This window comes from Dyella sp. 01N36, from assembly GCF_056399745.1.
Genome location: NZ_JBFTRY010000138.1, coordinates 1 through 9,665 on the forward strand (window position 1 = coordinate 1; position 9,665 = coordinate 9,665).

Below are 9,665 nucleotides of genomic sequence, written 5' to 3' on the forward strand. Positions count from 1 at the left end.
AGCGTTCGGKCTTATCCCAACACGATGCTGCGGGCGTTATCAGGCCATTCTCTTTGGGTTACTTTTCTCTTGGGCCAGCAAGAGAAAAGTGACTCGGTCGGCGGCAGCCGATCGAAACGCCCGCCGCGTAGGCGGCACGCTGGCCTCAAGGTGACAAGGAAACACCGAAGCTCTGGATGACCAGCCATTCGGCTGTTGAAAAGCGCCCCCGGCCTGCGTCGGCATAGCGAACAAAACGCCACCTACGCCGCGACGACGAGCAACCCCCTAACCCCTCTCCGGCTGCTCCAACCACGCATCCAACATCGCCGCATCCGCATCATCGATCGCCACGATGCGATACCCCGACCACACCTGTCCGGGGCTGGCCGCGGCTTCGTGCCACTGTTCCTGGATGCCCACCTCGATGCTCTGTGGCGCACTACCCAGGCCAGGCAATGACAGGCTGACCTGATAGATGGCCTCGCTGCGCGGCGGGTGCGTGCTGATCAGCAGCATGCCGTTGGCGGAGAGATTGCCCAGATGGCCGATCGGCTGGCCGGTGATCACGTCAGTGACGACGGCAGTGAAATTGGCGCGTTTGCGCAGCGCGCGGCGCTGGTCGATAGAGGCAATGTTCTCGCTCACGTCGATGCTCCGCTACGCGATGCGGCTGGCGGACCGCTGGTGATCTGGCGCAGGTGGCTGGTGAGTGCATGCCAGGCGCGATCGAGCAGGTTCTCGCGCACCGGCGGCATTTCGCGCACGCGGCCACAGGCCATTTCGTGGGCGAGCTGTTCCAGCGTCATTTCCTGGCCGCGCAGGCCGCGACGGGTGACGAACAGGCTGTTGCCCGATACCGGCGAATACCAGGCCAGCTTGCGTTCGGTGATGCGTCCGTTGGACGGATCGATGAATTCAAACCAGCTGCCGAAGGGCAACTGACGCAGGCGCTGGCGGATGCGGCGCTCCGGCGACTCGGCCGGCGGAGCCGGTGTCGGCGGTGCGGCCGGAACGGGCGCCGGCGTTTCCGGTGCGGCGTGCTCGCCCAGTCGCTGATGCTGTTTCAGCTTGAGGGCCAGCTCGGTGGTCGTCGCCGCTTCGCTGGTGGTCGGGCTATTGGCCGGAATGCCCAGCAGGCGCTGGGCGACCTGCACGGATTCCTCGGCGTGCATGCCGATCTGTTGCAGGCCCGACTCCACCTCGGCCTGCAGCAGGTTGCGATCGAGCACGGGCTGCTGACCCAGCAACTGATCGGTGATGCGCAGGCGCAACGTAAACGCTTCGCTGTCTTCGCCGTGGCGCAACAGCGTGAGCGCGAGCACGTCGGACCAGGCGCGCTCCAGCAAGGTGCGCAACAAGCCGCGTGGATTGCACTTGTCGAAGCGCTCGGTCATCAACTCGGCGGCGCGATGGCGCGCCTGCTCGAGCCGCTCGCGACCCTGCATCGCCTCCACCTGGCGACGTTCGGCGATCTGTGCCTTGCGGTTGAGCAGGCCCAGATGATGTTCGATATCGGCCAGCAGGCTGGTGTAGAGCCCGGTGCTGGGTGGTTCGCGGCGTGCGCGGTCGACCAGTTGGTTGATCTTCGCTTCGAGCGAGCGATCGACGTCGCCTTCGGGGCCGTCCAGCCAGTCATTCGCCGCTTCGGCGACGAGGCCCAGCAGCTTGCGCGCGGGATGTTCGCGCTGGTTGAAGAAGCCCTGGTCGGCCACCGCCATGCGCAGCAGAGGCAGCTGGAGATCGYCGAGCAGCGAGTGCGCGTTGCTCTTGTTGGGCACCTGCCGATCCAGCTGCTCGAACAACATGGCGACCAGTTCCACCGTGTCGCCCTGCTCTTCGGTCAGATGCATCTGCGCCGAGCCCGCCGGTCGGCCGGTGTTGAGCTGGGTGATCAACTCCTCGCGCAGCGCCTGGGCGCTGAGCAGTTCGCGGCGTGCCTGCTCGGCCACGTCGCTCACATGCAATTGCAGCGCGTCCAGCGCGAGCTGGAGTTCGCCCGGCGTCGCCGCACGTCCGCCATCCTGATAGCTGAGTGCGCCCTGGCCCGCGCGATGCTGTGCGAGCATTTCGCGCAGATTGTCGAGCACGGCGATGCTGTCGCTGCGCGGTGCGGTCGCACTCGCGGGAGGCGTCGCTGCGGCTGCCTGGCGTGCCAGCGGCACGGGCGGATTGTCGTTTGCGCCCGGACGCGGCTGGCGCTCGATCGGCGCACGCGTCGTCGGGAAGGCGCGCAGCTGCGGCAGGATGCCGTCGGCGCGCAGATGTTCGTTGACCGTGTCGTACAGCGTCGACAGTCCTTGCACCACGGCCATGTCGAAACACTGCAACAGCAGCAGGCGATGTTCGACCGGCAACTCCAGCGCGGTCATGCCATCGCGGAACGCATGGGCCAGCGCCTGTGGGCCCAGCGGCAGGCTTTCGCCTTCCAGCGGCGGCAGGCTGGCCAGCACGGCGAACCGATAGCCCAGTTCAAACAGCGCCGTGCCATGGCGCGCTTCGCCGCGCGCAATCAGCTTGTCGAGCGCCACGGTTTGTTCGTGTTCGGTGGGGTCAAGCAGCTCCAGCGGTCGGCGTGGCGCGTCGGGGTGCACCACTTCGGGTTCGTGCACCGTGCCGACGCTGCCGAAATGCTGGCGTACGCCCTCCATGAAGCGGCGCTCCACGGGTCCGCGCTGCTGTTGGATCAGCTGGCGGGAATACAGGCACTGTTGCTGTTCGGCGGGATTGCGCGAACGCTCGGCCTGCGCGTACAGGCGCTGTTCGGCCTCAAGGAAGCACTGGCGCAGCGGTGCTTCCAGCCAGCTGGTGCAGAGGGAGTGCGTTTCTTCGATCAGGCGACGGGCACGCGGCGACCACGCGACATTGTCAGGACGCGAGTCCCGATCAGATGCATGCGGCGGCCGTCGACCCTGCTGTTCGACTTCCATGACAGACCTTGGTTGATTCCCCCCGGATGGCACAGAGTCTAAAGCGGGTATCGGGTGCACGCCATCGGCCGGACGGTGGATTCAGTCAAGGAATCCGGAAATGACGTCATTGAGGAAGCGCTGGCCGAGCGCCGTGGTATGCAAACGACCTGGGTCGTCCGCCAGCCAGCCCCGTTGGCGGGCATGGGCGAGGGCGCCTGCGATGCGCTCGAGCGGCAGGCCGGTGCGTTCGACAAAGTCGGCCATGGGCACGCCATCGATCAGGCGCAAGGCGTTGAGCATGTATTCGAAGGGCAGTTCGTCCGGGGCTACCGACGCGCTGCCGCCGATGCGTCCGGCGCCGGCGGGCGTCGCCAGATACGCTTTGGGAAGGCGCGTCTTCCAGCGGCGGATGATCTGCCCGCTGGCCACGTCGGTGAGCTTGCCGTGGGCGCCGGCGCCGATACCGAGGTAATCGCCGAAGCGCCAATAGTTGAGATTGTGCGCGCAGCGGCGGTCGCTCTGGGCGTAGGCGGATATCTCGTATTGCCTATAGCCGGCGGCGGCGAGCTGTTGTTCGCAGGCCTCTTGCATGGCCCAGGCGTGATCGTCGTCAGGCAGCGGCGGCGGGTTGGCGGCGAAGGCCGTATTCGGCTCAAGGGTGAGCTGGTAGTGCGAAATATGCGTGGGCTGCAGCGCGACGGCGCGCGCCACGTCGGCCAGCGCGCCCTCCTGGGTTTGCTCGGGCAGCGCGTACATCAGGTCGAGATTGAGGTTGATGTAGCCCGCGTCCTGGGCGGACTTTACCGCCGCTTCGGCCTCGCTGGCMGAGTGGATGCGACCGAGCCGGCGCAGCTTGGCATCGTCAAAGCTCTGGATGCCGAACGACAGGCGATTCACCCCAGCGGCCAGATAGCCGTCGAAACGTCCATGCTCGACCGTGCYGGGGTTGGTTTCCAGCGTGATCTCGGCGTCAGTGGCCAGCTGCAGGCGGGCGCGCACGCCGTCGAGAAAACGGTCGATCAGATCCGGTGCGAACAGGCTGGGCGTGCCGCCACCGAAAAAGATGGTCTGCACCGTGCGCCCGTGCACCGCGCCACCAAAATCAATCAGGTCGGCATCGAGGTCGGCGAGCAATGCGTCCACATAGCTTTCATACGGCGGCGTGTCGCCGCGTACGCCGTGGGAGTTGAAGTCGCAATACGGGCACTTCTTCACGCACCACGGCATGTGGACGTACAGCGACAGCGGTGGCGCGATCAGCGACATGGCTTAACCATGCGTCTCGCCGAGCTGGCTGCGCAGCAGCGCCAACGCACGGCCGCGATGGCTGATGCGATTCTTCAGGCCGGGCGGAAGCTCAGCGGCGCTGACGGTTTCGTCTTCCGGCAGGAACAACGGGTCGTAGCCGAAGCCGTGCGTGCCGCGCTGTTCGGTGAGCACATGGCCATGCCAGCGGCCTTCGGCGATCAGCGGCGCCGGATCGTCGGCGTGTTGCAGCAGCACCAGCACGCAGATGAAGAACGCGCCACGCTGCTCGGTCGGCACGCCCTCCAGTTCACGCAGCAGGCGCGCGTTGTTGGCGGCGTTGTCGCCGTGTTGGCCGCTGTAACGCGCCGAGTAGAGTCCGGGCGCGCCGCGCAGATGCCGCACGCACAGGCCCGAATCGTCGGCCAGCGCCGGCAGCCCGCTGATGCGCGAGGCATGACGCGCCTTGAGCAGCGCGTTCTCGACGAAGGTGAGGCCGGTTTCCTCGKCGTCGGGCACGTTGAACGCCGACTGCGGCTCGACGTGCAGGCCGCTGTCGGCCAGCAGGTCGTTGAACTCCGCCAGTTTGCCGGGATTGCTGCTGGCCAGGACGATGCGTGTCATCAGCGCAACCGTTACGACAGTTCGAGCGCGGCGCGCTGCGCGGCCACCAGCTCGGCGATGCCTTTCTCGGCAAGGCCCAGCAGGGCGTCCATCTCATCGCGACGGAACGCATGGCCCTCGGCCGTGCCYTGCACYTCGAYRAAGCCGCCGCYGYCGKTCATCACCACGTTCATGTCGGTRTCGCAATTGSWGTCTTCGGCRTAGTCCAGATCGAGCACGGGGACGCCCTGATAAATGCCCACCGAGACGGCGGCGATCGCACCCACCACCGGGTTGCGGCGCAGGTTCTCGCGCTTCATCAGCAGGTTCACCGCGWCAACCAGTGCCACATAGGCACCCGTGATGGCGGCGGTGCGGGTGCCGCCATCGGCCTGGATCACGTCGCAGTCGAGCGTGATCACGCGCTCGCCCAATGCCTGGCGATCCACGCAGGCACGCAGGCTGCGGCCGATCAGGCGCTGGATTTCCATGGTGCGGCCGCCCTGGCCGCCGCGCGCGGCTTCGCGCTGCATGCGGGTGTTGGTGGCGCGCGGCAGCATGCCGTATTCGGCGGTGATCCAGCCCTCGCCCTTGCCGCGCAGCCAAGGTGGCACGCGGTCTTCGATGCTGGCGGTGCACAGCACGCGGGTGTCGCCAAAGCTCACCAGCACCGAACCTTCGGCGTGGCGGGTGTAGTGGCGTTCGATGGTCACGGTGCGCAGCTGGTCGCTGGCGCGGCCACTGGGGCGGCTGGGAGAGCTCATGGGAATGGAGGCCATTGGGCAAGGCAGGGCGGGAAAGTTTACCATTGCGGCCTTTACTGATATCCGCAGGCGCTCAAATGACCCGCAGCATGACGGCTTATGCCTCCGCTGAGACGACCGGCCCCGCTGGCACGCTCAGCTGTGAGTTGCGCACGGTCAACCACCGCTATCTGGAGCTGAGCCCGCGCCTTCCCGACGAATTGCGCGTGTTCGAGTCGGCCTTGCGCGAGCGCATCGCCGCCAAGCTGTCGCGCGGCAAGGTGGACGTCACCGTGCGCCTGCGCGGCGAGGCCCGTGCCGAATCCATGCAGGTCAACGCCACCGCGCTGGCGCGGCTGTCCGAGCTGGCGATGGACCTGGAAGCGCGCTTTCCGCGCATGAATATCGAATTCACCGAGCTGCTGCGCTTCCCGGGCGTGCTGCAACAGTCCGAGGTGGACCCAGAGGTTCTGCAGGCCTCGCTGCTGGACGTGCTGGATCGGGCGCTCGAAGCGCTCACCGCCACCCGCGAGCGCGAAGGTGCCAAGCTGGCCGAGCTGCTGACCGAGCGCCTGGACGCCATCGAACGCATCGTGGCCGACGTGCGCAGCTTCATGCCGCAGATCCGCGAAGGCCTGCGTGCCCGCCTGGAATCGCGCCTGGCCGATCTCAAGCAGCCGGCCGACCCGGGTCGCCTGGAACAGGAACTGGTGCTGCAGATCACCCGCAGCGACGTCGATGAAGAACTCGATCGCCTGACCACCCACATCGTCGAAACCCGCCGCGTGCTGGGCACCAGGGAGCCGGTCGGTCGCCGCCTGGATTTCCTCATGCAGGAATTCAACCGCGAAGCGAACACGCTGGGCTCAAAGGCGGTGGACGTGCGCAGCACCAATGCTGCAGTGGACCTGAAGGTGCTGATCGAGCAGATGCGMGAACAGGTGCAGAACATCGAATGAACGCGACCACGCCTCACGCGCAAGACACCCAGTGCACCCTGTTCGTGGTGGCTGCGCCCTCGGGCGCGGGCAAATCCACCCTGGTCAACGCGCTGCTGGAGCGTGAGCCGTCGATTTCGCTGTCCATATCGCACACCACGCGTCCGCCGCGTCCGGGTGAGCAGTACGGCCGCCACTATTACTTCGTGGAACGCGAGGTGTTCGAGCAGGAGGTGGCCGACGGCATCTTCCTCGAGCACGCCGAAGTGCACGGCAATCTTTACGGCACCTCGCGCACGACGGTGGATACGCTGCTGGCGACGGGCTGCGATGTCTTGCTGGAAATCGACTGGCAGGGCGCGCGGCAGATCCGCCAGAGCAAGCCCGATTGCGTGAGCGTGTTCATCCTGCCGCCCTCGCGCCCCGAGCTGGAGCGCCGCCTGCGCGGCCGCGGGTCGGACAGCGCGGAAGTGATTGCGCGCCGGTTGCACAATTCGCGCGAGGAAATCGCCCACGCGCATGAATTCGATTACATCATCGTCAACGACAATTTCGATGCGGCGCTGGACGATTTGCAGGGCATCGTGCGGGCCACGCGCCTGCGCTCGGCGTTGCAGCTGAAGCGGCATGAGACGTTGATCCAGGAATTGCTGGCCTGAGGTCAGCCCCCACCCCACTGTGGGAGCGCACCCTGTGCGCGACTGCGGGGCCATGGTGTTCCCCGCTGGTCGGTGGCGCCTGTCGCGCACAGGGTGCGCTCCCACAAGGTTTGCTTCCGCAGGGTGGAGTGGAACTCTAGATCCGTGCCAAGGTCTTGTTCCGTTAGCCATTACTGACCGCTACGACGATTCGTACATGGCCTTCACGGCCCTATTCAGCTAACTTGTCGCCTTTACCCAGGCCCCTCATTGCCCATGACCGACTCCATTAGCGCCAAGCCCGAGGACAGCACCCTGGTGCGCGTCCGTGGCCTGACCACGGTGCTCAATGGCAAGAAGGTGTTCGATGCGCTGGATATCGATATTCCGCGCGGCAAGATCACCGCCATCATGGGGCCCAGCGGCACCGGCAAGACCACCCTGCTCAAGCACATCACCGGGCAGATGCGCGGCGATGCGGGGCAAGTGCTGGTGGACGGCAACAACGTGGCGACGATGTCGCGCGAAAAGCTATTCGAGCTACGCGAGCGCATTGGTTACCTGTTCCAGAATTCCGCCTTGCTCACCGATTTCGACGTGTTCGAGAACGTGGCGTTCCCGCTGCGCCAGCACACCGAATTGCCGGAGGTGCTGATCCGCAACATCGTGCTCACCAAGCTGCAGGCAGTGGGTCTGCGCGGTGCAGCGGGGCTGATGCCGACGGAGCTGTCCGGCGGCATGGCGCGGCGCGTGGCGCTGGCGCGCGCGATCGTGTTCGATCCGATGCTGATTCTGTACGACGAACCGTTTGTCGGTCTCGATCCGATTGCCTTGAACCAGGTGCTCAAGCTGATCCGCACGCTCAATGAGACTTTGGGCATCACCAGTGTGCTGGTGGCGCATGAGCTCGAAGCGATCAAGCAGGTGGCCGATCACATTTACCTGATCGCCAACGGCAAGGTGGTGGCGCAGGGCGATCCCAGGACGATTGCCAACGACGGGTCGCCGTGGACGCGCCAGTTCTTCGGCGGCGACGCGGACGGCCCGGTGCCATTCCAGTATCCGGCCGGCGACCTGGGCGTATCGCTCGGTTTTCCAGGGAAGAACGCATGATCGCAACGGGCTCCGAAAACATCGTAGTGCGTTCGCTGTCGCAGATCGGCGATTGCGGACTGTTCCTGCTGCGCATGATCGCAGCGATACCGCGCAGCATGCGCCACTACCGCGAGACGATCCGCCAGCTGTGGTTCGTCGGCGCGATGAGCCTGATCATCATCATGGTCTGCGGCCTGTTCGTGGGCATGGTGCTGGGCTTGCAGCTGTACGACGTGCTGTCGATCTTCGGCGGCACCTCGGCCACCGGCACGGTAGTGGCCATCGCCATTTATCGCGAGCTCGGTCCCGTGGTGACGGCGCTGCTGTTCGCCGGTCGCGCAGGCACGTCGGTGACCGCCGAGATCGGCCTGATGCGCGCCACCGACCAGATCGCCGCGATGGAAATGATGGCGGTCGATCCGATTGCCTATGTGGCCGTGCCGCGCTTCCTCGCCGGCGTGATCGCCATGCCGCTGCTGGCCTGCGTGTTCTGCGCGCTGGGCATCTTTGGCGGGCACCTGGTGGGCGTGAGCTGGCTGGGCATCGACAACGGCACCTTCTGGTCGAACATGACCGCCACCGTCGAGGTGGTGAAAGACGTCGTCAACGGCGTGATCTGGAAAAGCGTCGTATTCGGCATCGTGGTGTCGCTGATCGCCGTATTCCAGGGCTATACCACGCCGCCGACCAGCGAAGGCGTGGCCTATGCCACCACCCGTACCGTGGTCGCTTCGTCCATCGCCATCCTGGCGCTCGATTTCGTGCTCACCGCGTTCCTGATGTGAGTGAGCCGATGAGCGCCGACCTGACCGTATCCAACCCCTATTCCATGAGGATCGTGCCGTGAGCCAGAGACAATCGTATGCCGTCGGCACCGGCCTGTTTATCGTGCTCGGCTTTGCCGCGCTCGGCTATCTCGCCACGCAGACCACCTCGGTGGCCAACTCCAGCCGCGGCCCCAGTTACACCGTCGAGGCGCACTTCGCCAACATCGGCCAGCTCAAGGAGCGTGCGCCGGTGAAGGTGGCGGGCGTGCGCGTCGGCCAGGTGCAATCGATTGTGCTCGATCCGGGCAAGGAAACGGCCGATGTGAAGCTGGCGATCGACCAGCGCTACAACCAGATTCCGGACGATTCGGTCGCCACCATCTTCACCAGCGGCCTGCTGGGCGACCAGTACGTCGGCCTGCGCTATGGCAGCTCCAAGAAGACCCTGGCCGACGGCGGCGAGCTGGCGCTCACCCGTCCGGCGCAGCAGCTGGAGGAGATGCTGGGCAAGTTCTTCGGCGCCGGCGGCGTGGCGGACAACCTGGGCGGCAGCTACGTGGTCAAGGCCCGCTTCACCAACGTGGGTGCGCTCTCGGTGGGTGCGCCGGTGAAGATGGCCGGTGTGGCCATCGGCAGCGTCCAGTCGATCAATGCCGACCCGGTCAAGCTCGACGCCCTGGTCACCCTGGCGATCGACAAGCGCTACAACCAGATCCCGGACGATTCGGCCGCCGCGGTGTTCACC

General features: G+C 65.9%; 10 protein-coding genes. 5 read left to right on the top strand and 5 right to left on the bottom strand.

All coding sequences use genetic code 11. The features are described from left to right. Nucleotides 1-267: 267 nt before the first annotated feature. From AC1DMG_RS16585 to rph, 5 genes are all read right to left on the bottom strand, one after another. A complete protein-coding gene (locus AC1DMG_RS16585) occupies nt 268-627 on the bottom strand; it encodes a PilZ domain-containing protein (protein WP_441604513.1) in 360 nt (119 codons plus the stop codon). Next, nucleotides 624-2,909 carry a DUF1631 family protein gene (locus AC1DMG_RS16590; RefSeq protein WP_477180782.1) on the bottom strand — a complete coding sequence of 762 codons (2,286 nt, stop codon included), beginning with the start codon at nt 2,907-2,909 and terminating at the stop codon, nt 624-626. The genes AC1DMG_RS16585 and AC1DMG_RS16590 overlap by 4 nt, the downstream gene beginning before the upstream one ends. An 81-nt stretch (nt 2,910-2,990) precedes the next feature. Beyond that, nucleotides 2,991-4,157, bottom strand: coding sequence for a radical SAM family heme chaperone HemW (hemW, locus tag AC1DMG_RS16595; protein ID WP_477180783.1), 1,167 nt, complete (start codon nt 4,155-4,157; stop codon nt 2,991-2,993). Nucleotides 4,158-4,160: 3 nt separating this feature from the next. Then, the gene (gene rdgB / locus AC1DMG_RS16600) at nt 4,161-4,760 is read right to left on the bottom strand and encodes an RdgB/HAM1 family non-canonical purine NTP pyrophosphatase (protein WP_477180784.1); all 600 of its coding nucleotides are present in this window, start codon (nt 4,758-4,760) and stop codon (nt 4,161-4,163) included. 11 nt (nt 4,761-4,771) lie between these two features. Beyond that, the gene (gene rph / locus AC1DMG_RS16605; protein WP_477180785.1) at nt 4,772-5,503 is read right to left on the bottom strand and encodes a ribonuclease PH; all 732 of its coding nucleotides are present in this window, start codon (nt 5,501-5,503) and stop codon (nt 4,772-4,774) included. Between the two features lie 77 nt (nt 5,504-5,580). Between rph and AC1DMG_RS16610 the strand changes: the two genes are divergently transcribed. The 5 genes from AC1DMG_RS16610 to mlaD all read left to right on the top strand — a co-directional run. Beyond that, complete coding sequence (locus AC1DMG_RS16610) at nt 5,581-6,441, top strand: YicC/YloC family endoribonuclease (protein ID WP_441604509.1); 861 nt, start codon at nt 5,581-5,583, stop codon at nt 6,439-6,441. Then, complete coding sequence (gmk, locus tag AC1DMG_RS16615) at nt 6,438-7,079, top strand: guanylate kinase (RefSeq protein ID WP_441604508.1); 642 nt, start codon at nt 6,438-6,440, stop codon at nt 7,077-7,079. The genes AC1DMG_RS16610 and gmk overlap by 4 nt, the downstream gene beginning before the upstream one ends. Nucleotides 7,080-7,334: 255 nt before the next feature. Next, on the top strand, nt 7,335-8,171 hold the full coding sequence (locus tag AC1DMG_RS16620; RefSeq protein WP_477175045.1) for an ABC transporter ATP-binding protein: 837 nt from the start codon (nt 7,335-7,337) through the stop codon (nt 8,169-8,171). After that, nucleotides 8,168-8,938 (top strand): lipid asymmetry maintenance ABC transporter permease subunit MlaE, encoded by a 771-nt coding sequence (mlaE, locus tag AC1DMG_RS16625; protein WP_441604506.1) that lies wholly within the window; start codon nt 8,168-8,170, stop codon nt 8,936-8,938. Before AC1DMG_RS16620 ends, mlaE begins: the two co-directional genes overlap by 4 nt. A gap of 58 nt (nt 8,939-8,996) precedes the next feature. Next, nucleotides 8,997-9,665: outer membrane lipid asymmetry maintenance protein MlaD (gene mlaD / locus AC1DMG_RS16630; RefSeq protein WP_477180786.1), on the top strand; the 669-nt coding region annotated here is incomplete at its 3' end.

What these genes read in the sequence shown, in the direction of transcription:
- gmk (WP_441604508.1), top strand. Translation starts at nt 6,438, where the DNA reads ATGAACGCGACCACGCCTCACGCGCAAGACACCCAGTGCACCCTGTTC.
- AC1DMG_RS16620 (WP_477175045.1), top strand. Translation starts at nt 7,335, where the DNA reads ATGACCGACTCCATTAGCGCCAAGCCCGAGGACAGCACCCTGGTGCGC.
- mlaE (WP_441604506.1), top strand. Translation starts at nt 8,168, where the DNA reads ATGATCGCAACGGGCTCCGAAAACATCGTAGTGCGTTCGCTGTCGCAG.